At 52.0% G+C, this 23,279-nt stretch carries 21 protein-coding genes and 1 pseudogene; 5 read left to right on the top strand and 17 right to left on the bottom strand.

Features of this window, described 5'->3' with window-relative positions; genetic code table 11:
* Window positions 1-298: 298 nt before the first annotated feature.
* The 10 genes and pseudogenes from H8S80_RS01970 to H8S80_RS01925 all read right to left on the bottom strand — a co-directional run bounded on the left by H8S80_RS01970 (window position 299) and on the right by H8S80_RS01925 (window position 10,439).
* Window positions 299-2,293, bottom strand: a pseudogene (locus H8S80_RS01970) (oxidoreductase).
* A 263-nt stretch (window positions 2,294-2,556) separates the two neighbouring features.
* Entirely contained in the window at window positions 2,557-3,438 is an 882-nt protein-coding gene (locus H8S80_RS01965) for a LysR family transcriptional regulator (protein ID WP_117630100.1), read from the bottom strand.
* A gap of 25 nt (window positions 3,439-3,463) precedes the next feature.
* Window positions 3,464-4,099 (bottom strand): endonuclease III domain-containing protein, encoded by a 636-nt coding sequence (locus tag H8S80_RS01960; RefSeq protein WP_002600565.1) that lies wholly within the window; start codon window positions 4,097-4,099, stop codon window positions 3,464-3,466.
* Window positions 4,100-4,168: 69 nt separating this feature from the next.
* Complete coding sequence (locus tag H8S80_RS01955; RefSeq protein WP_025532157.1) at window positions 4,169-4,558, bottom strand: VOC family protein; 390 nt, start codon at window positions 4,556-4,558, stop codon at window positions 4,169-4,171.
* A 53-nt stretch (window positions 4,559-4,611) separates the two neighbouring features.
* Window positions 4,612-5,640, bottom strand: coding sequence for a zinc-dependent alcohol dehydrogenase (locus H8S80_RS01950; RefSeq protein WP_117630488.1), 1,029 nt, complete (start codon window positions 5,638-5,640; stop codon window positions 4,612-4,614).
* Between the two features lie 456 nt (window positions 5,641-6,096).
* On the bottom strand, window positions 6,097-6,756 hold the full coding sequence (locus tag H8S80_RS01945) for a YczE/YyaS/YitT family protein (protein ID WP_025529836.1): 660 nt from the start codon (window positions 6,754-6,756) through the stop codon (window positions 6,097-6,099).
* Between the two features lie 175 nt (window positions 6,757-6,931).
* Window positions 6,932-7,222, bottom strand: a complete 291-nt coding sequence (locus H8S80_RS01940; protein WP_002600569.1) for a DUF2325 domain-containing protein — start codon at window positions 7,220-7,222, stop codon at window positions 6,932-6,934.
* Window positions 7,223-7,455: 233 nt separating this feature from the next.
* Window positions 7,456-9,543 carry a heavy metal translocating P-type ATPase gene (locus tag H8S80_RS01935; protein WP_117630099.1) on the bottom strand — a complete coding sequence of 696 codons (2,088 nt, stop codon included), beginning with the start codon at window positions 9,541-9,543 and terminating at the stop codon, window positions 7,456-7,458.
* Between the two features lie 63 nt (window positions 9,544-9,606).
* The gene (locus H8S80_RS01930; protein ID WP_002600571.1) at window positions 9,607-9,885 is read right to left on the bottom strand and encodes a DUF6110 family protein; all 279 of its coding nucleotides are present in this window, start codon (window positions 9,883-9,885) and stop codon (window positions 9,607-9,609) included.
* Window positions 9,886-10,052: 167 nt separating this feature from the next.
* Complete coding sequence (locus H8S80_RS01925; RefSeq protein ID WP_117630098.1) at window positions 10,053-10,439, bottom strand: heavy-metal-associated domain-containing protein; 387 nt, start codon at window positions 10,437-10,439, stop codon at window positions 10,053-10,055.
* A 179-nt stretch (window positions 10,440-10,618) separates the two neighbouring features.
* Here H8S80_RS01925 and H8S80_RS01920 point away from each other — a divergent pair, with 179 nt between their 5' ends.
* Complete coding sequence (locus H8S80_RS01920) at window positions 10,619-11,002, top strand: metal-dependent transcriptional regulator (RefSeq protein ID WP_002600573.1); 384 nt, start codon at window positions 10,619-10,621, stop codon at window positions 11,000-11,002.
* 92 nt (window positions 11,003-11,094) lie between these two features.
* Here H8S80_RS01920 and H8S80_RS01915 read toward each other — a convergent pair whose 3' ends face one another.
* From H8S80_RS01915 to H8S80_RS01895, 5 genes are all read right to left on the bottom strand, one after another.
* Window positions 11,095-11,307: a FeoA family protein gene (locus H8S80_RS01915; RefSeq protein ID WP_055660586.1), complete on the bottom strand. Its 213-nt coding sequence runs from the start codon at window positions 11,305-11,307 to the stop codon at window positions 11,095-11,097.
* Window positions 11,308-11,448: 141 nt separating this feature from the next.
* Complete coding sequence (locus H8S80_RS01910; protein ID WP_117630097.1) at window positions 11,449-13,209, bottom strand: ABC transporter ATP-binding protein; 1,761 nt, start codon at window positions 13,207-13,209, stop codon at window positions 11,449-11,451.
* A complete protein-coding gene (locus tag H8S80_RS01905; protein ID WP_055660582.1) occupies window positions 13,209-14,954 on the bottom strand; it encodes an ABC transporter ATP-binding protein in 1,746 nt (581 codons plus the stop codon). Before H8S80_RS01905 ends, H8S80_RS01910 begins: the two co-directional genes overlap by 1 nt.
* 155 nt (window positions 14,955-15,109) lie before the next feature.
* Window positions 15,110-16,069 (bottom strand): helix-turn-helix transcriptional regulator, encoded by a 960-nt coding sequence (locus tag H8S80_RS01900; protein ID WP_117630096.1) that lies wholly within the window; start codon window positions 16,067-16,069, stop codon window positions 15,110-15,112.
* A gap of 49 nt (window positions 16,070-16,118) precedes the next feature.
* Window positions 16,119-16,541 (bottom strand): flavodoxin, encoded by a 423-nt coding sequence (locus H8S80_RS01895; RefSeq protein ID WP_002600578.1) that lies wholly within the window; start codon window positions 16,539-16,541, stop codon window positions 16,119-16,121.
* Between the two features lie 381 nt (window positions 16,542-16,922).
* Between H8S80_RS01895 and H8S80_RS01890 the strand changes: the two genes are divergently transcribed.
* The 3 genes from H8S80_RS01890 to H8S80_RS01880 all read left to right on the top strand — a co-directional run bounded on the left by H8S80_RS01890 (window position 16,923) and on the right by H8S80_RS01880 (window position 20,285).
* Window positions 16,923-18,317: an alanine/glycine:cation symporter family protein gene (locus tag H8S80_RS01890; RefSeq protein ID WP_117630095.1), complete on the top strand. Its 1,395-nt coding sequence runs from the start codon at window positions 16,923-16,925 to the stop codon at window positions 18,315-18,317.
* 125 nt (window positions 18,318-18,442) lie between these two features.
* Complete coding sequence (locus H8S80_RS01885; RefSeq protein WP_117630094.1) at window positions 18,443-18,775, top strand: PadR family transcriptional regulator; 333 nt, start codon at window positions 18,443-18,445, stop codon at window positions 18,773-18,775.
* Complete coding sequence (locus H8S80_RS01880) at window positions 18,768-20,285, top strand: permease prefix domain 1-containing protein (protein ID WP_117630093.1); 1,518 nt, start codon at window positions 18,768-18,770, stop codon at window positions 20,283-20,285. Before H8S80_RS01885 ends, H8S80_RS01880 begins: the two co-directional genes overlap by 8 nt.
* Before the next feature lie 14 nt (window positions 20,286-20,299).
* Here H8S80_RS01880 and H8S80_RS01875 read toward each other — a convergent pair whose 3' ends face one another.
* Window positions 20,300-20,944, bottom strand: a complete 645-nt coding sequence (locus H8S80_RS01875) for a GNAT family N-acetyltransferase (protein WP_117630092.1) — start codon at window positions 20,942-20,944, stop codon at window positions 20,300-20,302.
* 95 nt (window positions 20,945-21,039) lie between these two features.
* Here H8S80_RS01875 and H8S80_RS01870 point away from each other — a divergent pair, with 95 nt between their 5' ends.
* Window positions 21,040-21,852, top strand: a complete 813-nt coding sequence (locus H8S80_RS01870; protein ID WP_025529826.1) for a MerR family transcriptional regulator — start codon at window positions 21,040-21,042, stop codon at window positions 21,850-21,852.
* On the opposite strand, the gene H8S80_RS01865 is transcribed toward H8S80_RS01870, so the two are convergent.
* Complete coding sequence (locus H8S80_RS01865) at window positions 21,849-23,249, bottom strand: aminotransferase-like domain-containing protein (protein WP_055660571.1); 1,401 nt, start codon at window positions 23,247-23,249, stop codon at window positions 21,849-21,851. The two genes, H8S80_RS01870 and H8S80_RS01865, sit on opposite strands and share 4 nt — an antisense overlap.
* Window positions 23,250-23,279 lie beyond the last annotated feature (30 nt).

The raw sequence follows: 23,279 nt of genomic DNA, 5'->3' as shown, positions 1-23,279 counted from the left end.
TTCCATTTCCATTTCCATTTCAAAATCGAATATAATCGAACTGTAACTACAATACCACACTAATCACGTCATCTGTATGTCATGTTTATTCATTTCTCCGCTGTCCGCCGGCAATTATTTTTATACAAAAAAACGGCATCGAAGCAGGAAGCAGCAGATGATATCATATCTCTCTGCTGTGTGTCCTGCTCCGATGCCGTGAGGGTTAAACGCCCCGCAGGCAGAGCCTGCCCCGCTTGATCGGGTACAGTACCTGCCTCACCGCTCTCTGGAATAACGGTCGCTGTTCATCCACTCCTCAGCCAATATGGTTCGCCACCTCAAACGCATCCCATATCGCATACATAATATTGGATACCTTCCTTGCGTCTCCCAGCAGATACAGCTCCGGTACGTCAAATTCCAGCTGGCGGTACAGAGAGTCCTCCTCCTGATACCCCACTGCAAGAATTACACTGTCACAGGCGATTTCCCGTTCTTTTCCGCCGCAGGAAGCATGCAGAATTCCGCCGCGATACCCGGTCACTCTGGCGGAGGTTATGGCCTTCACTCCGTGATAGGGAAGCAGGCGTTCCAGCATGTCCTTGTTGGCATGGCACAAGGGGCCGTTGACCGCCATCAGCCGGTCGAGAACTTCCACGATCGTCACGTTTTTCCCCTGTTCTGCCAGCCAGAGCGCAGTTTCACAGCCGACCAGACCGCCGCCTACGACCACGGTGGTATCTCCGCAGTCCTTTTCCCCGGTCAGGACCTGAGCCGCAGGATATACCCGCTCGTCATCACCCAGGGAAAATACCTTAGGCCTGGAGCCGGCAGCAATGATAACCGCATCATAATTTCCCGCCAGAACCATGTCCCGGTCCACACAGGTATGGAAATGTACCGGAACTTTGAGGTTCTGAAGCTGAACCTCATACCAGTGCGCCAGTGCGAGATCGTCCTCCTTAAAGTCAGGAGCTCCTCCTGGAATCAGGTTGCCGCCCAGCCTGTCGCCCTTTTCGAACAGCTCCGGCTTATGGCCTCTCACCGCCAGCACTCTGGCGGCCTCACAGCCTGCCGCGCCGCCGCCCACCACCATCACCCGTCTGCTCTTTAAGATGGGTTCATAGGCGGTCACCCGCTCCCTGGCAGCCTGCGGGTTCACCGCGCAGTTGATCATGGAAAATTCCTGAACACGGCCCATACAGCCTTCCTGACAGGAGATACACGGGCGGATCTGTTCCCATTTTCCGGCCCTTAGCTTATTCACATAGTCGGGATCGGCCAGAAGCGGGCGGCCAAGGCTGACGATGTCGCACTCTCCGGCCTCCACAGCCTCGGAGGCCATCTCCGGATTGTCCATACGGCCTGCGCACAGCACCGGGACATCCACAGCCTCTTTCACCATCTTGCAGTACGGACGGAAAAGCCCCTTTTTCTGATACATCGGCGGATGGTTCCACCACCATGCGTCATACGTTCCCACATCTGTGTCCAGTGCATCATAGCCGTACTGCACCAACAGCTTCGCAGTCTCCAGGCCCTCCTCGATATCGCGGCCCTTCTCCTCAAATATTTCTCCCGGCAGAGCGCCTTCCCGCCAGTCCTTAATCATACTCTTTAAGCTGAAACGCAGCACCACGGGAAAATCCTGTCCGCACCGGGACTTGATCTCTTCCACCACTTCCCGGGCGAACCGCAGCCTGTTTTCCAGTGATCCCCCATACTCGTCCGTCCTCTAGTTGAACATGGAAATGGCAAACTGGTCCAGCAGATAGCCCTCGTGAACCGCATGAATCTCCACGCCGTCAAAACCGCCCCTTTTCGCATGATACGCCCCGTCTCCGAATGACTTTACAATGCTGTGGATCTCCTCCGTCGTAAGCGGCCTGCAGATTTTATCCAGCCACCGGTGCGGAATCGCGGACGGAGCGACCGGCGGAAACTCTCCGAGATTCGTCGGTATTGTCACCCTTCCGAAGCCGGCCGACATCATGAGAAATATCTTGCTTCCGTAGGCATGAACCCGCTCCGTCATCTCCTTCGACGTCCGGATAAAATGAACCGGATTGTACGTGGAATTGGGGCAGTTTGGCATACTCTGGGTCTCAACCTCGCAGTCCGAAAAGGTTACTCCCGTGATGATCAGACCTGTGCCGCCCTTGGCGCGTTCCGTGTAATAGTCGATTCCCCTCTGATTAAAGCCGCCCTCGGCGTCAGCCAGTCCCAGCGGACCCATGGGGGCCAGGGCAAAACGGTTTTTCAATGTGACCGATCCTATTTTGACCGGTGTAAACAGATTCTTGTACTTCATGGCACCCTCCTGTTATTTTTATAACGATATTATACCGTTCCATACAGGACAGGCGCTATCAACAATTGCTTGATGGCTGTCAATAATTTTTTTATTCCTCCGGGAAATCCGCAGACTAGTACAGCATTGCGTAAGTTTCGGTGAATTGTGTGGTTGATATTTGCGTCAGGGGTGCGTCCGCGAAGCGACGGCGTAGTGAACCCTACGGTTAGCTTCGCGGGCGTGGTCCTGGCGTGAATAGCGAGTGCAGAATTCACTGGAACTTATGCAACGCTGTATTGGCTCCGCAGAAAATCCTCCAACGCCCGGATCACCGAATACCAGCCGTTATTCTCCTTATAAACGCCGTACACTTCCCATCTCAGCCTCTCCCGGAAGGGAATGGCCCTCATATGGTCCATGCGGAAATGCTCCGCGGCAAAATCAGGCACCACCGCAAGCCCCGTCTTCTGCCTGCACAGCTGGTACTGAAAGTTTGCATCTGCGGTTTTGGCAGCAATAAGCGGCTTAAATCCCCTGACCTCGCAGGCCTCCAGAAAATCGTGGTACATATGAAAGTACTCGTTCATCAGGATCAGCTTTTCACCACGGACCATATCAATGGTGACCTCTTCCAGATCATAGAAGGGGTGGCCTTCGTAAACCAGAAGACAGACTCTGCATCCGGCCAGACGCCTGTTTTTTACGCCGTCTTCCTTCCACGCTCCAACGACGAAACCGTATTCGATGGTGGAATCCTTCAGCCGCTCCTTCACCTCCTGATTCGAGTACTCACACCATTCCACGGAAATCTCAGGATTCTCATCGATAAATTTCTGAATCACCGGGAAAGAAAGTACGTTAAATACTCCGCAGGCACAGCCAATGCGGAGCAATCGTTTTTCATTTTTCAGCTGTTGGATACCGTTGCGGATTTCCTCGAACTCCCGAATCAGGATACCCGCCCTCTCATGGAGCAGTTCTGCGCTCTCCGTCGGCCTCACACCCTGTTTCGTCCGTTCAAAGAGCACCGTATCCAGCTCACTCTCCAGCATCTTAATATTGCGGCTCAGGCCCTGAGGCGTGATAAACAGCTTCTGTGCCGCCTGGTTGATGCCGCGTTCCTCATAGACCGCCTCAAAGCTTTTTAAATCCTTGACATTCATACCATTCTCCCGGGAGCCGTAATCCCTATACCCCGTTTCGGGCGCAGATATCCTTCAGGCAGCATTTTTCACAGAATGGCTTCGTCCTGGCTGTACAGACATCTCTGCCATGGAATACGAGGCGGTGACAGAAATCACTGCCCTCCTCCGGCGGAATCAGCTTCCACAAAGCCATCTCCACCTTTTTCGGGTCCTTTAAATCCTCCACCAGTCCCATACGGTTTACCAGACGGATACAGTGGGTATCAGTGACGATGGCCGGTTTGCCGAACACATCGCCCATAATCAGGTTCGCGCTCTTTCTCCCCACTCCGGGAAGCTTTAAGAGTGCATCGAAATCGTCGGGAACTCTGCCGTCATACTGTTCCTTCAGGATCTTCATGCACGCGCTGATATCCTTTGCTTTGCTGTGCCCCAGGCCGCAGGGCTTCACAATCTTTTCGATGTCTTCCACTTCGGCCCCTGCCAGCGCCTCCACGTCCGGATACTCTGCATATAAATCCTGTACAACCACATTTACCCTGGCGTCGGTACACTGGGCTGCCAGGCGCACGCTCACAAGGAGCTTCCAGGCCTCATCGTAATCCAGTGTACAACCAACATCAGGGTATTCTTCTTTTAGGCGCCTGATGATTTCAAGCGCAAGCTTTTCTTTTGTCATAGCCGTCTCCTCCAATCCTGTAATCATATTATCATTGATTGGGGAAGACGGCAAGTGGCAGTGCATCGTTTACAGCATCTGGCTGAACTCAACCTTTTCCCGGTTCGGTCCCAGAATGGTGAAAAAGCGGACGCCATTTGCCCAGAAGGGCAGAAACTGGATCTCCTCGTCAAGCATGGGGTATCCCGCTTCTTTGATCTCTGCAAATACTGCTTCAATATCCGTCACATCGAGAGCCACGTGATCCACCGCACCGTTCCTCTCCGCCGCCTGATGGTTCTCATACGTCTCGATCACAAGACTTCCGCATCTCAAAAAAGCAACTCTCTCCCCAGCCGCTTCATTTACCGTTTCAAATGCCGTCTCAAACCCCAGTTCATGGTAAAATGCTACCGTCTTCTCTATATCATTCGTCGGGATGCCAATATGCTGGAGTCCCGTTATGTACTGTGCTGCCATTTTATCTTCCTCTCCCCTGTATCATAATCCACAGCTCCGTCTATTCTTCCGCGTTACGATTCTGCCACATTGATAATCACCTTCATGGTGCTCTCCCGGTTCTCATCGATATACCGGTATGCCTCCAGATAGTCCCTGAATGCGAAATGTTTGGAGATCAGCGGCGCCAGCACCACCTTTTTTTCCTTTACCAGACGGATCGCATCGAGATAGTCCTCATTTCGGTACATCATACTGGTATTCAAGTCCAGCTCATGGTCATTTAAGACAGCCAGATCAATCTGGGCGGTTCCCGCAAATACCGCCACCAGGATGATGGTGCTTCCCTTGCGCGCATATTGAATGGCCTGTCCCATCGTAATATTATTGCCCGCACAGTCGTAGATGACGTCAGCCTTATCCGGCCCGAAATTCTCCACCATGGCCTCACCGAAATTCTTCGTCTTCGTATTGATGCAGAAATCCGCGCCGCATTCCTTCGCCTTTTCCAGCCTCAAATCGCTGACATCCGTAATCATGACGCTCTCCGCCCCCAGACCCTTCGCCGTCTGGGCCACCAGGATTCCGATCGGTCCCGCTCCCAGGACTGCGATCTTAGCGCCTTCCACATTTCCGGCACGCTTCACCGCGTGAACCGCCACCGCCAATGGTTCAATCATGGCGCCCTCGTCAAAGCTCATCTCCTCCGGAAGCGGCGTCACCTTGGCCGCGTCGACAGCGAAGTAATCGGATGCCACACCGGTCGTCTGAAATCCCATTACCTTCAGTTCTTCGCAGAGATTGTATTTGCCATGACGGCACGGATAACATTTTCCGCAGACCACCTGCGGCTGGATCGTCACCTTCTGCCCCGCCTTCCATCCTTTTATACCGCTTCCGAGCTTCTCGATCTCCCCCGATACTTCGTGTCCCTGGGTGACCGGATAGCTGGTAAACGGATGCTCGCCATGGTAGACATGGATGTCCGATCCGCACACGCCGATCTTTCTGATCTTAACCAGTACCTGATTCTCTTCCGGCTCCGGAACCGGCACCTCCCGAAACTCAATTTCCCCCGGAGCAGTCATTACCTGCTGCAGCATCATACATGTACCCTCTTTCTACATTTTGGTCTGTGCAATAATATAAATACTTTTATATATCTTTTTATTAAAGTATTTATATTATTGCACAAACCAGGGAAAATGTCAATCCTGTATGTCACCTTAAATCTGCTATTTGTTTATAAACATAATCCGGCTCACCGGACAGAAAGCAGTCCAGACTTACTTCTTCTTTTGCGAGGATACGGATATTCATAGTCTAAACGATTACTTACAGACGCATAAATCCCCTGTGCCATTACCATTTAGTAAAGTCACAGGGGATTTGATTTTCACTTATACAGGATTCGATACTCCGTCCTTTTTCAACAGCCTGTCCGTAAAATGTTTCAATCCACGCTCGATAATTTCACAGAGTGCGACTACATCTTGTAGATGCGCGGCCTGACTTCATGTCAGCGGGGGATACCGATTTCTCTCCGCCCACCACTGACGTTAAGCTTGTTTTTGGCGTTTCATCCCTCCACCTGTAGAGGTGAGGAAATTCTTGCTTGTTTTATTAAAGAACTGCACAAAAGGCCCCAGTCCCAAAGCGGATACCAGCGTTCCCAGGCCGACAATTCCGCCTGCCGCGAAGCACACCACCGCGCAGAACACGTCACAGGCCATACGGCACCAGAAGTAGGAGATCTTTTTCTGCTTTCTGCACATGATCAGCGCAAGGCTGTCATACGGCGCCACGCCTACATCGGAGGTCTGGTATAAAGAGAGCCCGAAGCTGCAGACCACCACTCCGATTAATACGGTCAATAGCTTCTGCCACAGCATGGAAGGCATTCCAAGGGTCACCTCCCATATTCCGAAAAAGAAGGTAACGATGTATCCCAGAAGCAGCGCGTTCACAGCCGTGCCCAGGCCGATCAGCTGCCGGCCCATGGTAATCTCAGCAATGAAAATCACAAGATTTACCAGGATAAGGAAAAACGCATACTGAATGCCGGTGCAGTCCGACAGGGCCATTACCATGCCGCTGAAGGGGTCGTTGCCCAGTCCTGAAAGTTTGAAAATGCTGATTCCCATTCCCGTAAAAATATTACCGATAATCATGATGACGGCCCGCCTGCGGTCCAGTTTCTTAAAGTAATCTCTTATCATTTTATGAAGGGGTCCTTTCTCCTCAGTTTGCGCGTTTCGCGGCTGGTTTTTCATGCCTGCACCGCCAAAAACTGCGCTCCTGCCTCATCATACCATCTTTTTCCAGAACATGCCATAACAACCTTTAAAAATTTATGGCGTTCTCACTCAATTGCCTGGCCGCAGCGGCAGCTTCTTACACCGCCTGCGGAGTCTCATCCTCCAGAATCTTAGAAAGCGCCGTTCCGCTGCTGGTATGGCAGCGGACCACGCGGGTGGCGCCGTCATCGATGCCGTCCAGGGCACATTTTACCATCTTGTGGGAAACCGTGTTGGTAAACAGGACCAGCAGGTCCGGACATCCGATCTTCTTATCCATGTTGGTGCTCATCTGGGTAAAGACCTTTGCCTTGCATTTGAATTCCTTGCATATCTTCTTGTACTGGCTCACCATACGGTCGTGGCCGCCGATAATCACTACGCTCATTTATAATACCTCCAGTTCTCTATCGTGCTGTCTGTAATTCACAGCCTGCCGGGTTTTACAACATTACTGTTTCCTCCGGCTCTTCAGTTTATTTAGTTAGTTATGACTAACTACATTTTACCAGCTATTACAACATTTGTCCATAGCCGTTCTTGAGAACATTTCTTAATAGATGGGAAATAGAAAAAAAGAGTCACACCGCTTTTCGTGGTATGACTCTTTTAAACCGTTTTCTATTGTTTCTGTTCCAGTAAATTGGTCATGCTTTTCAGACTGACCATGAGCGTCGATGTATTATGAAGCAGCGCAGAAGTAGCCGGCGCCAGGATTCCGTTGACACCCAGCAGGATCAGACCCAAATTAAATCCGATCACAAACCGGTAATTTCTGTTTACACGGACCATCAGCGCGTTGCTGATTCGTTTCAGTGTCACCAGTTGATCCAGTGCGTCCTCCGAAATGGTGATATCCGCGATTTCCCTGGCGATCTCCGCCCCTTCGCTGATGGCGATTCCCACATCGGCGGCTGATAAGGCAGGGGAATCGTTGATACCGTCACCGACCATGATGACTTTCCTCCCTGCGGCTCTCTCTGCCTCCACGAAACTGGCCTTGTCCTCCGGAAGTACTTCGGAGTAATACTCGTCCACGCCCACCTTCTGCGCGATGGCCTTTGCAGTCCTGTCACTGTCTCCCGTCATCATAACGATCTTGGAAAGTCCCAGTGCTCTCAGCTGACTGACCACTGAGGCGGCCTCCTCCCGCAGGGGATCGATAATGCAGATCACCGCAGCGAGGCGCCCTCCAACCGCCATGTAGAGATGGGAATACTCCGGCGGAAGGCTCTCATACTGTTCTCTTCCGTCTTCCGGAATCACGCTCCCCTCATCCTCGAAGACAAAGTGGTGACTGCCGATAATCACCCGTTCCCCTCCGATATAGGAGGCGATTCCATGGGCTACAATATAGTCCACCTTCGAGTGCATTTCCTCGTGGATCAAACCTCTCCGGACGGACTCCTGAATGACCGCGTTCGCCATGGAATGGGGGAAATGTTCCTCCAGGCAGGCTGCAATCCGGAGCATCTCATCCTCGTCCCGCCCCTCGAAGGTCACGACGCCGGCCACCACCGGCCTGGCCTTCGTGAGAGTACCGGTCTTATCAAATACAATGGTATCTGCCTCCGCCACGGACTCCAGATAGACGCCGCCTTTGACTGTAACCCGGTAGCTTCCCGCCTCCCGCATGGCGGAAAGCACGGACAGCGGCATGGCCAGCTTCAGCGCACAGGAGAAGTCTACCATCAGGATCGAGATCGCCTTCGTCACATTCCGTGTGAGCAGCCAGGTGAGCACCGTGCCGCCCAGACTCCAGGGAACCAGTGCATCGGCCATGGCGGCCGCCTTTCCTTCCACATTGGATTTCAGCTTCTCGGAGTCCTCAATCATCTTGACGATCCGCTCAAATCTGGTGGATCCGGCCGCCTTCTTCACACAGATGGTGATGCTCCCTTCCTCCACTGCAGTTCCCGCGTATACGTATGTATCCGGTTCCTTCTTCACCGGTATGGATTCACCGGTCATGGAGGCCTGATTAACCATGGCTTCGCCGGTCACGACAATTCCGTCCAGCGGAATCACGCTGCCCACATGTACTGTCACGAGGTCTCCCTCGCGGATTCGGGAGACCGGAACCAGAACCTCCGTACCGTCCACATTCTGCCATACCTTCTCGATGTTCAGGGACATGCTTCTCGCCAGATCTCCCACCGATTTCTTGTGGGTCCATTCCTCCAAAAGCTCCCCGATCCCCAGCAGAAACATCACGGAACCGGCCGTATTGAAATCCAGTCTTGCGATCGACACCGTGATAGCGGTGGCATCCAGAACCTCAACCGTCAGCTTTCCCTTCAGGAGACAGCGAAGGCCCTTTACGATATAGCCAGCGGACTTCACCGCCGTATACACAGCCCGAAACGGTACAGGCAGAAATACCTTTGTAAACGCCCTCACAACGACCCGCTGGATCAGTTTTTCCTTGTATTCCCGGTTCAGCGCCCGGCCGCTGTCCTTCGGGACCAGCTCACAGAGTGACTCGTCCTGAAAGGAAAAACGCCTGATCTCCCCGATGATGACCGACCGCAGGCCGTCCTCATAGAGAATCGCCGCATCCGCGGTCCTCTCATAGACCTTCACCTCCTTCACACCCGGAATGAGGCTCAGGGCACAGCAGAACAGATCTGCCTCTCTCAGAGTCAGCTGACGCCGGTCGAGATGAATCCGAAGCCGACCCTTTATCTCGTGTTTCACTATAAATCTCATGTCTTTGTCTCCTGTCCTGTGTTTCTACAGCTCTTCAAAAAGGAACGCCTGAGGAAAATTCCATCAGGCGGTCTCTGAAACCATCTCTTCGCTCTCGTCTTCAAAGGCTTCATCCGCTCTCTGGCGGTTGATCTCCTTCGCCTCAGCCAGAATATCGTCTGCGTTCTCCTGGATCGAAGTGGCAGTTGTCATCACGCAGTCCTTCGCGCGCAGTCCGGCGGCCAGACAGTTGATGTAAAACTTCTTCGCATCTTTACTCGCCAGAATTTTAACGCCGGCTGTACCGAATAAAACACCTCCTGCAAAGATTCCGATTTTTTTCATTTTGAAGCAGTCCAACATTTCTTTATCCTCCTGTTTTTCTTATTTATGCTTGTAACCCGTATAAAAAACCATTGCCAGGCAGAACAGCATTGCCCAGGCCCAAAACCTGTGTTTTTTCATCTTCAGTCACTCCTTATATAAACGTTTTACTAGAAATTTACCCGGTTAGTCAACGCCAACAGACCTTATTGAGAAATTGAGTCATTTACCGGTGTGATCCGGTAAACAGTGTATCCCGCGTCCTTGACAGTCTCCTTTAACACGGCATCGCTAAGCTCCTGTTTCATGCGGACATCTGCCTCCGCCTCCATTAAATTCACGCGGGCATAGACGCCCTCCAGGGAATTTAATGCATTCTCCACCCGGATCGCGCAGTTGCCGCAGGACAGCCCGTCCACCTTCAAAACCCGGCGGTGCGGATAGTGGGTGAGATCCTTATCACTTACCTTTATTTTCTTCACCGCAGCCTCGCCCGAACCTCCGCAGCAGCCGGTGGTCAGCCTCTTTCTGTAGCTTCTTATCGCCAGAACCCCTGCCATGATAAGGGCCAGGCATATAATCGCTGTCGCCATATGTGCTCCTTCCTTTCTTCCAATTTCTTCTATTAGTTATAACTAACTATAGATTAGTACCTGCTAACTGAATTGTCAATAATTTTTTTCATATTCTTATTTTGACCTTTTTCCCCGGCTATGATAAACTATTTGTATCACGCATTCTGATACTTTAACCGCAGGGAGGTAAACGAACATTGAAGATGAACGAATCATCCGAAAACTATCTTGAAACCATACTGATTCTTAGCAATAGAAAGCCGCACGTCCGTTCCATCGATATCGCCAATGAACTGGATTTCTCCAAGCCGAGTGTCAGCGTCGCCATGCGCAACCTCCGCGAAAATGGTTATATTCTGGTGGATCAGGATGGCTATATCACCCTGACAGATTCCGGGAAACAGGTTGCTGAGACCATGTATGAGCGCCATACGATGCTTTCCAACTGGCTGATGTATCTGGGAGTCGATGAAAAAACCGCGGCGGAAGACGCCTGCCGGATCGAGCATGTGGTGAGCGCAAAAAGCTTTCAGGCTATCAAGGATCACGTGACAAAAGGAAATGAATTGCTGAAAAAATAGGAAAACAGGCGGTCCGGGGAGAAACCTTTTCTCTGCAGACCGCCTGTTTTTCTGTTAGTTTGTATTCTGTTCCGTTTCCTGCTAAAGCCGGTTCATACCTGAATCCGTCTCGCCACATCTTCACCGATCGCAAGGCGCACGTTATCCCGTCCTATGATGATTCCGTCTTTTCCCTGCTGGAAAACACGGATATCGCTTCCCTCTCTGATCCCGTATCCCTTTAGAAATTCCAGAATCTGGGGAGCACCGAACATCCATTTGATCGTATAGTCGTCTCCCGCCTTTGCCTGTGCCAATGACTGCATAGCTGCACCCCCATTTCCACATCACGCGCTGCGTGTTTTCGTTCTATGCGCTTTGAAACTATCCGCCTCTTCTTACTCCTAGTGTAACCATTTTGGCGTCGGTTAGTCAATGGCAATGCGGGTTAGGCACTTTTAATCTTTTTATATTTGACGGGAAAGTCCGTCGATGCTCCAGCCTGCCGCTTTTTCGCGGATATCCACGTAATCTCTGTAGATTCCCTTCTCCTTCATCAGCGCTTCATGCGTTCCTCTCTGCACCACGCGGCCATCGTCGATCACCAGGATCTGACCGGCGGCTCTGATAGTATTTAGCCGGTGGGCGATTACCAGAAGAGTCTTTCCTTTTACCAGCTCTGAAATCGCCTCCTGGATGAAGCGTTCATTATCGGCATCCACGCTTGCAGTCGCCTCATCGAGAATCACCACAGGAGCATCCTTTAAGATGCAGCGCGCAATGGAAATCCGCTGTTTTTCCCCTCCGGAAAGACTCGCGCCGCCCTCCCCGATCACGGTGTCAAAGCCCTCCGGAAGCGCCATGATAAAATCATAGCATCTGGCCTTCCTCGCCGCCTCATACACCTCTTCTTTCGACGCATCCGTCTTTCCCATGCTGATATTCTGGTAAATTGTATCCTGAAAGAGATATACTCTCTGGAACACCACGCTGATATGATCCATCAGCTCCGCCAGCGGCACGTCGCGGATATCTTCTCCTCTCATCCGGATGCATCCGGATTTCACGTCCCAGAAACGGGCCAGCAGGTTGGCTGCCGTCGATTTTCCGCCGCCGCTGGGTCCAACCAGGGCTGTCATTGTATTCGGCTGTATCTGAAAAGTGACGTCCTTTAAAACCTCCTTCTTGTGATAGGCAAAGGTAACGTGATCGAACGCTATCTCCGCCTTGTGATTCCGCTCCGGAATGTGCTTTTTCCCCTCATCCGGCAGTTCTTTCTCCGCGCAGACGCTTTCAATCCGGTCGAGACAGCTGTTCATGACCGTGAGCCGCGTTGCCTCGCCGTACAGCGCCTTCAGCGGGCCGAATAAATCAAACACAAACAGAAGCAGTCCCATAAGGTACGGAATGGTCAGGGAACCGGTCTGCTGCAGATAGATGGACACACCGAACAACAGCGCCATTCCGCAGGCATAAATCAGGTTGAGCCCCCTCTGCCACGGCGTCATCGCTTCCTCAAATCCCAGTGATTTGTCTCTCGACCACTTGAAATTATTGGATAGCTCTGCGGATTTCTCTCCCAGAAGATTGTAGCTTTTGATGATGGCTATCCCCTCCGTAAAGGAGAGCACGGCGTCCGTAAGCTTCTCGCTCTGCTCCTGTCTGCCGGCGGCTTCCTTCATGGAGATCCGGTTCATTTTTCCGGCTGTGACCATCGCTGTCACGGTCACGAGCAGGCCGATGATTCCCAGCCGCACATCGAGGTAGAAAAGAAATACCGCCATGAGAGCTGCAGAAAACGCGTAGCTCATCATATTGGCAATGGAACTCATGGCGATCTCTTCCACAAAGATCATGTCCGTAGTCAGAACCGAGCTGATCTTTCCGATATTCCCCGCCGTAAAGTACCCCATGGGAAGCTTCCGCAAATGAGCGCCCAGCGCCATCCGCTGCTCCGCAAACATCATATATCCGGCCCCACTCTGCAGCCGGTCGCTCATCAGCTGAAAAAATGCTTCCAGAAGCACGGACACACACAGCACAGCAGCAGCGGTCACACAATCTGCGGCCGTAATTGCGCCGGTATAAAACCGGGACAGCATGAGAAATGCCACACAGAGAGGCATTTTCGACAGAATCGCCTTCAGAACGGAAAACAGGAAGGCGGTTTCAATTCTGCCCCTGTATTTTCCTGACAGCTTTAATATTCTCTGAAATAATGGAACCATTACCGTTCCTCCTTTCCGCCCGATACACGCCACTCTGCGCTCTCCATGGAAGCGTTCCAGAGTTTCCGGTACTCTTCGCTGGCTTTCAAAAGCTCGTCATGGGTTCCCCTGGCTGCAATTCTGCCTTCCGCCATCACGCAGATCTGATCGGCATTTTTCACAGAGGATAAACGGTGGGCGATGACCAGAAGCGTCTTTCCCTTTACCACCTCGGAGATGGCGGCCTCCATCTTCTCCTCATTTTCCGGATCCGTAAATGCGGTCGCCTCATCGAGGACTACGACGGGTGCATTCTTTAAAATGGCTCTCGCCAGCGCTATTCTCTGCCTCTGGCCTCCCGACAGCTGTTTTCCTCCGTCTCCGGCCATCGTGTGAATTCCATCGGGGAGTTTTTCGATAAATTCCATGCACTGTGCCTTTGCCGCAGCCTCAAGCACCTCTTCGTCGGTGGCTGTAAGACGGCCGATCCTGATATTTTCAAGCAAAGAGGTGTTGAATAAATACTGTTCCTGGGCCACGTAAGAGATTCTGGCGTTTAAGGCTTCCAGGCTCATTTCGCAGATATCCTGGCCGCCTATGGTGATCTTTCCTTCCCCTACATCGTAATAGTGAACCAACAGCTTCGCCAGCGTGCTCTTGCCCGAACCGGATTCTCCCACAAGGGCTGTCTTCTGACCTTCCCTCACCGTCAGGCTGACGTCGCGGATCACGGATTTCTCCTCGTAGCCGAAGGTCACATGGCCGAACACCACGGTATTGTCCGCGCCATGCCATCCATCGGCGGTCTGTCTTAGGGGCTCCGCCCCCAGCATTTGCTCAAGTGCATTCAGCTTATAATTGATCTGCGGCAGCGAGGGAAGAAAGCTCAAGGCCCTTAGAAGCGGAATTCCCAGGCTTAAGGACAGGCACATCACCAGTATAAAATCCGGCAGAGAGGAATATCCCTTCAGCACAAACCAGGACCCCAGAGGCAGCGTCACAATCAGCGTGCACGGCAGAATACTGTTATAGGCCGCCATCCACGGCCAGCAGGCCTTATACCAGTCGAGGGTCAGATTCCGGTAGGCCAGCACATCTCTCTGGAACCGTTCATAGGATTCGCCATCCCTGTTGAACACCTTCACCACCTCCATGCCGTTTATGTACTCGATAATGGTGTTGTTCATGACCTTGCCGGCCTCATAGTAACTCACCATCCCGTTCTGACCAATGCGGTACATGACCATCATGGCCAGGAAACCCACAGGCAGGGATGCGAGGGACATAAGCGCCAGCTTCCAGTCCACAAAGAACAGGGCTGTGTAAACCACGGCCGGAATCACCGTGTTGGCAAAGCCCTCCGGCAGAGCGTGGGCCAGAAGCATCTCCATGCTCTCCACGTCATCTACGAACAGACGCTTGATACTCCCCGTCCCTTTCTCCTGAATCACCCCCAACGGTAGCTTCTCCATACGGTTCTGAAGAGAAATGCGGATTCTCATCAGGATGTTGTAGGCGGCTTCATGGGACAGGGACAGCCCCTTCACATACAGGCAGGCATGCAGCACCAGGCACACCAGCACGCCGGCTATCCGGACCGCCGCATAGGACAAGTCCATGGGTTCTCCCTCAATCAGCGGCGCGATGATCTGGCAGGCAAAGATAAACGGGAGGACACTCATAAACACTCCCAGCAGGATGACCGCAGAAGCCAGAAAGGTCGTCTTTTTGTAGGGCCCCGCGTACTCTAAAATCTTTTGAAACATATCCGATACCACTCCTTTCAACAGTAACTCCTGTCATGCCGGACTCTCCGGTATGAAAAAACACGTCGAGTTAGCTTTGTCTAACTTGACGTGTTATATTTTACGGCGATAACCGAAGCATTTCTACCAAAAAACGGTATATTTCTAACAGTTTTTCATTTTCCGGCATACTCCTTGGGGAGCACGCCGTATTTCTTTTTAAAGGAGGCGGAAAAATGGCTCATGTTGGAGTATCCGGACAGCGCGGCCGCCTGGCTCACATTCTTCTGTTCGGTCAGCAGAAGCGCCGCGTGCTCCAGTCTCCGCTCGATCAGATAGGAGTGTATGGTTTTTCCGGTTATTTCCGAAAACAACCGGGCCAGCCTGGAGACGCTTACGCCTACCGCCCTTGCCAGCCGTTCGCAGTCCGGCGCATCGGTAAGGTGCCGGTCCAGAATCCGCTTTGCCTCCCTCACCGCTTCCTGATCGGTTCGGGTAATCCCACACAGTCTCTTTTGGGCCTTCCGGCATGTGAGAAGTTCCTCAAAGGAGGCGGCGAGCAGTTCCAGCAGCTTTCCTTCCAGATAGAGGCGGCCAATCCCGTCATCATACCGCCCGGACTGTTCCAGTTCAGCCAGTATCCGGCAGATTCCGGGCGTGATCTCAATGCTCTCCACCGCAGAGCTGAACCGCTCCGCCGATATCTCTTCCCTGCCTTCAAAATACGCGTTCTGAAGCCTGCGGTAAACCTGTACCGGAATCTGCACGCTTTTAAACACGAAATCGCATTTTCCCGGATAGTATCCCCATGTGGTCCTGTCTCCATTCCGATAGATATAGGCATTTCCTTTTTCCATGGAAACAGGTCTGGGGATCCCCTCGATCTCCCAGACCATGCCCTGATTCATGCAGAATACAAACTGCACCTCATCTCTGTTGTTCTCTCCCCGCCTGTATACATGGACATCCCGCTGGTAATTCATGCGCCAGTCCAGAAGGTCGATTCCCTGTCTCGTATTTTTCTGGCAAATGGAAAACCGTCCGATTTCCTCCGGCGCATTTCTCAAAACCTCATAGACCTGCTCCGATGGCATCTGTTCAAAAAGATCGTTGAAATATCGGCTTGCATCCTGCACCTTGTGTTCCTCCTTTAGCGGGCCTTCCTTTGCCGGCTTTTCTTCTCTCCTATGCCAGCGCCTTTCCCAGCTCCTCGCAGGCACTTTCCGCCTCCGCGTCCGGAGCGTCATTGCAGATCACGCAGTCGCAGGCCAGTACAGCGCCATCCTCCCGGCAGGTCTCCTCCCAGGTTCTCATCCACTCGCCGTCTCCCCATCCGTAGGAGCCGAAGAGCGCAATCTTCTTCCCTCTCAGCTTCGCCTCGCAGCTCAGGAACATCGGCTCAAATTCGTCCTCCTCCAGCTGCTCACTTCCCATAGACGGGCAGCCGAATGCAACTGAATCAAATTCATCCATTTTGTCCGCCCCGAATTCCGCAGCCGTAAACAGCGAGACCTCCGCTCCTGCCGCCTGCGCGCCTTCCACCACTTTTGCCGCCATAGCCTCCGTATTGCCTGTTCCGCTCCAATACACTACTGCTGTTTTGCTCATGTTTTAATCCTCTCTTCCTTTCTTTTTTTACCAACCACAGTATTTCTGCTCCAGGGCCGGACCGAACACCGGCACAAGGACAGAAATGCCTTTATCTCGTATGGATTTCGTAGGTTAGTTTCAACTAACTTCAAATAGTATAGCATTGGGATTCCGTAAATACAAGTACCGCTATTTAACAATGTTTCTCACTATCTGAAGGAAGAGACCGGGAGGCAGGGTCCGACAGAGGGTCACTGCGGCGGCCGTCAGGCTTAAGAATCTCGATTGCCATGTACTTTTCTGTAATATTATGGTATTATTTTATATATTTTCACTGTTTTTTCTCTTACCAAAACACGGTAATAAAAAGCAAAAATACAATCAGGAAGGTTCCATCATATGTTAAATACTATCGAATCCATCAACAATGCCGTGAACAATTTTATCTGGGGCGTCCCAGCCATGGTCTGCATCATCGGCGTGGGCCTCTATCTGAGTATCCGCACCAATTTTCTGCAGATCCGCAAGTTCTCCTATTCGATCCGGGTTACCCTGGGCCGGATGTTCCGCAAGCGCGACGCGTCCGACGGTACCATGACGCCATTTCAGGCGGTCTGCACCGCTCTGGCCGCCACGGTCGGCACCGGCAATATCGCCGGAGTGGCTGGAGCCATCGCCATCGGTGGCCCTGGCTCCGTATTCTGGATGTGGGTTTCTGCGATTCTGGGTATGTGTACAAAGTTTTCCGAGGTAACTCTGGCCGTGCATTTCCGTGAAGTGAATGAGAAGGGCGACTTAGTAGGCGGTCCCATGTACTACATAAAGAACGGTCTCGGGAAAAACTGGCGCTGGCTGGCCACTCTGTTTTCGGCCTTCGGCGTCCTCACCGTGTTCGGAACAGGCAATGCCACTCAGGTAAACACCATCACAACAGCAATCAACTCTGCGCTGCTCAATTACCATTTGATCGAGGAAGGTTCTGCGCACACCACCAGTCTTATCATCGGAATCATTCTGGCGGCTCTGGTGGGCCTGGTCCTTCTCGGCGGAATCAAAAGAATCGGAAGCGTGACGGAGAAACTGGTTCCCTTTATGGCGCTGTTCTATATCGTGCTCGCCTTCGGCGTGATTCTTCTCAATATTAACCGGGTTCCCGCCGTATTTTCGTCGATTGTTTACGGGGCATTTAACCCGGCGGCCGTCACAGGCGGCGTGGTCGGAACCTTCTTTATGAGCATGAAGAAAGGCGTCTCCCGTGGCATCTTCTCCAACGAAGCGGGCCTTGGAACGGGATCCATCGCCCACGCCTGCGCCGACACGAAGAAACCGGTCAAGCAGGGCTTTTTCGGGATTTTCGAAGTGTTTGCCGACACCATCGTCATCTGTACTCTGACCGCATTTGTCATCCTCTGCAGCGACGTTCCGGTTCCTTACGGGGAAGCCGCCGGCGCGGAACTGACCATTCTCGGGTTTACTTCCACCTATGGCAGCTGGGTCTCCATTTTTACAGCCGTTGCCATGTGCTGTTTCGCATTTTCCACCATCATCGGCTGGGGATTATACGGTGCGAGATGTATCGAGTTCCTGTTCTCCTCGCGCATCATCAAAGCGTTCATGATCGTCTACTCTCTGGTCGCAATCCTGGGCGCCACCATGGATTTAGGGATGCTCTGGAGTATCGCCGAAACCTTTAACGGCCTGATGGCAATTCCCAACCTGATCGCAGTGTTCCTGCTGTCCGGCACTGTAGTCAGGCTGGTCAAAGAATACTTTGACGGGGAAGGAAAAGAGTAATCCGCGAATTTTAAGAATTATTATTTGCTTCTTGACATACCTCGAGTTTCTATGTATGATAGGATTATGATACATAGAAACTCGAGGTATTATTTTAGGGAAATATTTCCGGGACGGAGGCAAATATGGACAAAAAATATATGGCCGTAGGCTCTTCCATGCTGATCCTGAAGCTATTGGAACAGCAGGACATGTACGGCTATCAGATCATCAAAGAGCTGGAAATAAGAAGTGAACGCGTTTTCACGCTGAAGGAGGGGACGCTTTATCCCCTGCTGCACGCGCTCGAACAGGATGGGGCGGTGATCTGCGAACAGAGAACTGCGGAAAATGGCCGTGAGCGTAAGTATTACATCATAACCGAAAGCGGCCGGAAGCTTTTACAGGATAAGCTGAAGGAATGGGATTCGTTTCAGACGGCGGTGAATCAGGTGATCGGGGGTGCTGTGTTTGGATAAACCCTTCCAGAAGAATCACAATCAGCATACGGATTATGAAGAAGCATTTTTAGAGGATGTGGCGGATCAGATCGCCTATAAGCCTCTGCGTCCGGCAGTGGTAAGAGAATTAAAGGACCATATCGATGACAGGACGGAGGAGTATCTCTCAGAAGGGATGAGTCCCGAAGACGCAGTTAAGAAAGCGGTGGATGCCATGGGGGACGGTGTGGCGATCGGCACCGGGATCAACGCGGTCCGTCACGTCCGGTCCAGCCGCCTTCTGATGGTTCTGACCGTGATTCTCCTTCTCATCGGTCTCGCTGCGGAAACCTGCACGGCCGTGATCCCGGAACTGACGTTCCGCGGGCTTTCTATCTATCTGACTGGCGCTGTCCTTCTGGTGGTCATGGCGCTGAAAGGATACCCTCTGCTGATCCGGTACCAGAAGCGGCTTCTCATTCTGGCGGCAGCCATATTTACCGCGGAAGCCATATTCCTTTCCATGATCGAATTCGATTGGATAGCGGATGTAATCTGGGACACGGCATACATCATTCCATGGCATATGATTGATTACTATGCGCTTCTGCTGACCGGACCGGTTGTTGTCATCCTTCTCTACCGGATGCGGAAGCAGACACCGAAAGCCATGGCAGCCGCTTTTCTTCTCACTGCCGGGGCAGCCCTTATCCATTACTTTACATACAACAGCTTTACGCTGGCCGAGACCGTGACTTTCCTCTTCTCCATGATCGGAACCGTGTTGTATATGATCTGCCGGGAGATGTTCACCGGAAATAAAAGAAGGCTCCTGATCCAGGCCGCCGCCGGGGGCGTGGTACTCCTTCTTTTTTATGGGATGCTTCCCGGCCAGTCCCAGTATTTTCAGGCATTTGTAAATCCGGAGGCGAACGCATACGACACCTTAAGCGACTCCTATAACGGGGTTCTGATTCAGGAGCTGCTCTCCAAATCACCGCTGGCCGGCCGGATTTCGCTTACTCAGGAGGAGCTGATGGAGTATGGAACCGGCGAATGGTATTTCAGCTACGGAGATGCCAGAGAGGCTGCCGCGGAAGGGAAAAAGCCGTTTTCTGAACATCACCGCTCCATCTTCCGCTCCGATCCGTCAGATGTCACTTTATGGAACATTCTGCCCCAGCATTACGCGAACAATTATCTCCTGGCCGTATTCATTCTACAGTTTGGCTGGCTGGCCGGAATTCTGTTTCTTGCAGTTATGGCAGCCTTCTACGCAGTCCTCTTCTCCTGCATCCGAAGGATACACGGCGCGCTCGCCGGAGCGGTGTCCTTTCACTGCGGCCTGTGCCTGCTGTTTCAGAGCGTGCTCTATATACTTGGGAACTTCGGTTTCCAGTATGGCAGCTTTACTAATCTTCCCATGGTTTCGGAGGGCAGTATCAGCATCCTCGTAAATATGCTTCTGCTGGGATTTATCTTCTCGGCCTACCGGTATGACCGGGTCATCGATGCGCCGGCCTGCGGGCAGCGAAGCAGTGCGGTCTGAATTGCAGAGCGGCCTTAGCTGGCCGCCTGCAACTCCAGGCCATAGATAAACATATTCAGGCGGTAGTCTGTATGGGCGCTGAATTCCACCGTTTTCTCTCCCAGCCGCTGCATTCCCCGCTTCTCGTAAAACTGGTAAGTACAGCTGGAATCCGTGAAGAGGTACAGGGTCTTTACCCCTTCCTGTTCCAGATAATCAAGGGCCTGGGCAAAAAGCATTTTTCCGATGCCGGTTCCTCTAGTACTCTCATCCACGGCAAAGAAACAGATTTCCGCGTCAAAAGCATTTCCTGCATTTTTCAGCAGTTCTTCGTCCGTCTGGTCGAAGGTACTGAAGAATTTCCCGATTCCTCTTCCGGTTTTCGTTGTAAACAGCAGCGCAATGGACCAGAGCTGAGCCAGGGTGCGGCGAAGGGCGAATTTCGGAACGGATTTTTTACTCCCGGCCAGAATAACTCCCAGCACCTTTCCATCCACAGCCGCGACACAGGAAAATGTCGCCCGCAGCAGACAGGAACGCAGATACAGCCTTGCCATATGCTTTGCATCCTTCGGATTGCTGCTCAGCGCGTCGTATTTCCACGTCTTGCGTATGATATCCTCTATAAACGGATAATCCTTTCGTGTGATGGGGCGCAGTGTAATATGTTCTGAATTCATGATTCTATTCTCCTTTTTTCTTGTATTTGTACTGTCTTACCTGTATAATAATCCATACAGTAACTGTACGGTCAAGAGGAAAAGGGGATTTTTTTATGGAAAGAGAAAAACTATTTACGATCGGCCAATTTGCAGCCCTTCATAACATCAACAAAAAGACTCTGATGTGGTACGATGAGATCGGCTTATTCAAGCCGGCGGTCGTAAAAGAGAACGGCTACCGCTATTACACCTACTATCAGAGCTCTTTGCTGGAGACGATTCTGGTTTTGCGGGAACTGAATATGGGAATTCCTGAGATCAAAGAGTTTTTAGACAGGCGTGGGGCAGAAGCCTACGTTCAGCTTCTGCATAAAAAGATTCAGGACGTGGACCGTGAAATAGAAAAGCTGAACACGATTCGTGATATGCTGACGGACCAGTGCGGTACCTTCACCGATTTACTGAACACCGATCTGACCCGGATCGACGTTGTCGAATGTGAAGAGGAGTATCTGCACATCATTGCCTCCGACCAGGCCCTGTCCATGGAGGATGAGATCGAACAGATGGTTGAATCCATGAAACAGCACCATTTTAAGAGTCTCCACGATACCACTTACGGCTCCCTGATCTCCGTCTCCCACCTGCTCCATTCCGAGTTTGACCAGTATGACGGCCTGTTTATGAAGGTTTCCCACACAGCTTCTGTAAATGAAATCCATAAAAAGCCGAGCGGCAGCTATCTGTGCGCCTACTGTACGGGAAGCTGGGACAGGCTTCCGCAGCGATATTCAGAAATTCTGGACTATGCGAAGCAGCACGGCCTCACGCTTTTCGGATACGCCTACGAAACAGGGGTAAACGAGATGACCATCAATTCCATTGACGAATACATTACACGAATCGTGATTCCGGTCAAAAACTAGACGATGAATAAAGGCCCCGCATCCCGCTGCCGGATAAAATTCTGCAGTACCTCCAGCCCCCGGCGGAGTTGTTCGTCACTTTCCGCCGAGCTGGTTGCCACTCTGACGGCATTTGCTTTCAGCTGTTTTCCAACATAGAAGCGCTCTGCGCCGAATACGCTGACTCCCCTGCCGGAGAGCTCGGCCTCACACAGCCTTCCGGTTAAATGCTCCGGGAGTTCCAGCCACTGATAATACGATTCCATGCAAAGTTCGCGGTCAGGAAAAAAGGAGGCATAAATCTGATTGCGCTCCGCGGCCGCCGCTCTCTTTTTCTGTATGATTTTCCACGCCAGGCCGCTTCGGATTATCTCGGCTGCAATCTCCATATTTAAAGAAGAAATCTTCAAGTTCTGGCTGAACATCCCCTGTTCCATGGCATTGATATACTGATCGGGCAGATATAAATATGCAATTCTTATCCCCGGACAGAGCGGCTTGGAAAGCCCGCTGACATAGATACAGTGTTCCGGCGCCTCTAAGGCGAGGGGCGAATACGGTGTCTCAAGCAGGGCGGCGTAATTGTCGTCCTCAATTGCAATCAGATTTTGTTTTCGTATAATCTCAGCGATCTCCCTCTTCCTCGAATCTGAAAAGGCGATATTGGTGGGATTTCCTCCCGCCGGCATCATATATACGCCTTTTATCTTTTGAAGCGTACAGACATTTTCCAGTTGGTCGGGACGCATTCCCCACACGTCATTTTCAATGGGCACCAGCTGTAAATAAAGCTGATTGGCCAAGCTGATGAAATTGGGATACGTGTAGGTGTCGACGGCAATGCGGTCTCCCGCCTCAAAAAGTGAGGAAAGTATGGTCGCAAGTGCATTCTGAGCGCCTGCCGCGATCATGGTGTTGTGCTCATTGGCCTCCAGGCCAAACCGCTGCAGCCACCGGGAAGCGGCCAGAATCTGCCCTCTGTCCCCCAGGGGATGGGAGTACTCAAACAGCCTCTCTGAAAATGGTTTTTTCAAAATCTCCATGGTCAGATCCCGGATCGCCGCGTTGGACTCGTAGAAGGGATGGATGATGGCCAGTTCGATTCTGGGTCCGGTATTTTTCTCTACTGTAGACGTGGGGACATTGGCATAAGGCGTCACATACGTCCCTTTTCCGGTGGCGGCGTGGATCAGGCCCCGCATTTCACAGAGCTTGTACGCCTTTGTAATGGTGCTCAGATTCAAATCCAGAAAGTCTGCCAGCTCCCGCTGTGGGGGCAGCTTCGTATTAGCCGCCAGCTTCCCGCTCTTAATATCCTGCTCCATCAGATCGGCAAGACTGTAATAGACCGGGTAAGCCAGCTTCTGCTTGTCCGGCTTCCAGGACATTGGATAATTCTCAAATGAATTAATTGGCATGATAATCTCCTCTATGGCGTGTCTGTGTGT

The sequence above is a fragment of the Hungatella sp. L36 genome (genome assembly GCF_014288035.1).
The sequence above is the reverse complement of the archived record's forward strand: the minus strand, read 5'-3'. Positions and strand labels throughout refer to the sequence as shown.

What these genes read in the sequence shown, in the direction of transcription:
- H8S80_RS01905 (WP_055660582.1), bottom strand. Translation starts at nt 14,954, where the DNA reads ATGTTTCAAAAGATTTTAGAGTACGCGGGGCCCTACAAAAAGACGACC.
- H8S80_RS01925 (WP_117630098.1), bottom strand. Translation starts at nt 10,439, where the DNA reads ATGGCGACAGCGATTATATGCCTGGCCCTTATCATGGCAGGGGTTCTG.
- H8S80_RS01935 (WP_117630099.1), bottom strand. Translation starts at nt 9,543, where the DNA reads ATGAGATTTATAGTGAAACACGAGATAAAGGGTCGGCTTCGGATTCAT.
- H8S80_RS01885 (WP_117630094.1), top strand. Translation starts at nt 18,443, where the DNA reads ATGGACAAAAAATATATGGCCGTAGGCTCTTCCATGCTGATCCTGAAG.
- H8S80_RS01875 (WP_117630092.1), bottom strand. Translation starts at nt 20,944, where the DNA reads ATGAATTCAGAACATATTACACTGCGCCCCATCACACGAAAGGATTAT.
- H8S80_RS01965 (WP_117630100.1), bottom strand. Translation starts at nt 3,438, where the DNA reads ATGAATGTCAAGGATTTAAAAAGCTTTGAGGCGGTCTATGAGGAACGC.
- H8S80_RS01865 (WP_055660571.1), bottom strand. Translation starts at nt 23,249, where the DNA reads ATGCCAATTAATTCATTTGAGAATTATCCAATGTCCTGGAAGCCGGAC.
- H8S80_RS01950 (WP_117630488.1), bottom strand. Translation starts at nt 5,640, where the DNA reads ATGCTGCAGCAGGTAATGACTGCTCCGGGGGAAATTGAGTTTCGGGAG.
- H8S80_RS01890 (WP_117630095.1), top strand. Translation starts at nt 16,923, where the DNA reads ATGTTAAATACTATCGAATCCATCAACAATGCCGTGAACAATTTTATC.
- H8S80_RS01960 (WP_002600565.1), bottom strand. Translation starts at nt 4,099, where the DNA reads ATGACAAAAGAAAAGCTTGCGCTTGAAATCATCAGGCGCCTAAAAGAA.
- H8S80_RS01945 (WP_025529836.1), bottom strand. Translation starts at nt 6,756, where the DNA reads ATGATAAGAGATTACTTTAAGAAACTGGACCGCAGGCGGGCCGTCATC.
- H8S80_RS01910 (WP_117630097.1), bottom strand. Translation starts at nt 13,209, where the DNA reads ATGGTTCCATTATTTCAGAGAATATTAAAGCTGTCAGGAAAATACAGG.
- H8S80_RS01915 (WP_055660586.1), bottom strand. Translation starts at nt 11,307, where the DNA reads ATGCAGTCATTGGCACAGGCAAAGGCGGGAGACGACTATACGATCAAA.
- H8S80_RS01940 (WP_002600569.1), bottom strand. Translation starts at nt 7,222, where the DNA reads ATGAGCGTAGTGATTATCGGCGGCCACGACCGTATGGTGAGCCAGTAC.
- H8S80_RS01955 (WP_025532157.1), bottom strand. Translation starts at nt 4,558, where the DNA reads ATGGCAGCACAGTACATAACGGGACTCCAGCATATTGGCATCCCGACG.
- H8S80_RS01870 (WP_025529826.1), top strand. Translation starts at nt 21,040, where the DNA reads ATGGAAAGAGAAAAACTATTTACGATCGGCCAATTTGCAGCCCTTCAT.
- H8S80_RS01895 (WP_002600578.1), bottom strand. Translation starts at nt 16,541, where the DNA reads ATGAGCAAAACAGCAGTAGTGTATTGGAGCGGAACAGGCAATACGGAG.
- H8S80_RS01930 (WP_002600571.1), bottom strand. Translation starts at nt 9,885, where the DNA reads ATGTTGGACTGCTTCAAAATGAAAAAAATCGGAATCTTTGCAGGAGGT.